The sequence below is a fragment of the Oleiphilus sp. HI0079 genome (genome assembly GCF_001635105.1).
Genome location: NZ_LWFT01000970.1, coordinates 1 through 1,190, shown reverse-complemented (window position 1 = coordinate 1,190; position 1,190 = coordinate 1). Strand labels below are relative to the sequence as shown.

Below are 1,190 nucleotides of genomic sequence, written 5' to 3'. Positions count from 1 at the left end.
TCTCGCTTAATTTCATTAATAAGCGTATTAATTCGTTTCAATATCTTCTTATCTGTTTTCTGCCAGTATAGATAATCTTCCCATGCTTTTTCTGCAAAAATTAGCTTCACTCAATCAATTCCTTTTCTTGGCCTTTCCCAGCTTCGAGTTCAGCAATAGATTCAATCAGTCGTTTAGTGTTTTTGGGGCTTCGCAACAAGTAGGCTGTTTCTTCAAGCGCTTGGTAGTCATCCATAGAAATCATAACTACGGCGCCTTCTCCCTTGCGGGTAATTGCAATTGGTGCGTGGTCATCACAAACTTGCTCCATTGTTTTAGCAAGGTTGCTTCTGGCAGCTGTGTAGCTTATGCTCTCCATAAATCATCTCCTGTACATGTACGTAAATATGTACGCATTGTAAGCCCGCATAACCAGTTTATCAACCATCGCCAACAAGTTGCGCTATTCCGAGGAAACATCATGAACGAGCATGAGAAGATAAACTATGTTGAATTTCCAGCTGTGAACCTGAACGCCACAAAGAACTTCTTCTACGAGGTATTCAACTGGACGTTTGAGGACTTTGGCTCTGACTACACAGCTTTTTCTGGGCAAGGGTTGGATGGCGGTTTCTATAAGGCTGACAGCAAACCGATACCAGAAAACGGTGCAGCTTTAGTGGTATTTTACAGTTCCGACTTGCAGCAAACCTTACGCAAGATTCAATTGGCGGGCGGCGTAATTTCTAAGCCCATTTTTGCTTTTCCCGGTGGCAAGCGTTTTCATTTCATTGAGCCCAGCGGCAATGAATTAGCGGTTTGGTCTGATACGGACGCATAGCAAATCAAGGCATGGTTATCTGGAAGATGAGCCGCAAAAGCACAGTTCAGTTTAAACCCAAACATGTTGTGCATACTTGAAGCAGGAGTTATCGGACATGAACAAGCCATATCAAGNATCATGCATGTGTGGCGTGGTGCAATTCTCTTTCACCGGGCCTGCGCTGTTCGTGGCCGATTGCGTTTGTGCGTCTTGCCGACAGGCGCATGGAGCATCTGCCGTCACGTGGGTTGGTGTAAAGAGCGCGCACTTTACGGTAGATGCCGGCAGCGCTTCACTACGGTGGTACCAATCATCCCAAGAATCAGAACGGGGATTTTGTACGGACTGCGGCACACGCATGTTCTTTCGCTCTAGCAAATGGCCAGGT

At 45.9% G+C, this 1,190-nt stretch carries 4 protein-coding genes; 2 read left to right on the top strand and 2 right to left on the bottom strand.

Features of this window, described 5'->3' with window-relative positions; all coding sequences use genetic code 11:
- The coding region (locus A3750_RS25050) for a type II toxin-antitoxin system YoeB family toxin (RefSeq protein WP_197475125.1) at positions 1 to 110 on the bottom strand (110 nt) is incomplete at its 3' end.
- Positions 107 to 358 carry a type II toxin-antitoxin system Phd/YefM family antitoxin gene (locus A3750_RS17790; RefSeq protein ID WP_068458109.1) on the bottom strand — a complete coding sequence of 84 codons (252 nt, stop codon included), beginning with the start codon at positions 356 to 358 and terminating at the stop codon, positions 107 to 109. The genes A3750_RS17790 and A3750_RS25050, both read right to left, overlap by 4 nt.
- 102 nt (positions 359 to 460) lie before the next feature.
- Between A3750_RS17790 and A3750_RS17785 the strand changes: the two genes are divergently transcribed.
- Positions 461 to 820: a VOC family protein gene (locus A3750_RS17785; RefSeq protein ID WP_068548533.1), complete on the top strand. Its 360-nt coding sequence runs from the start codon at positions 461 to 463 to the stop codon at positions 818 to 820.
- Positions 821 to 917: 97 nt separating this feature from the next.
- The coding region (locus tag A3750_RS27360) for a GFA family protein (RefSeq protein ID WP_197475124.1) at positions 918 to 1,190 on the top strand (273 nt) is incomplete at its 3' end.

What these genes read in the sequence shown, in the direction of transcription:
- A3750_RS17790 (WP_068458109.1), bottom strand. Translation starts at nt 358, where the DNA reads ATGGAGAGCATAAGCTACACAGCTGCCAGAAGCAACCTTGCTAAAACA.
- A3750_RS17785 (WP_068548533.1), top strand. Translation starts at nt 461, where the DNA reads ATGAACGAGCATGAGAAGATAAACTATGTTGAATTTCCAGCTGTGAAC.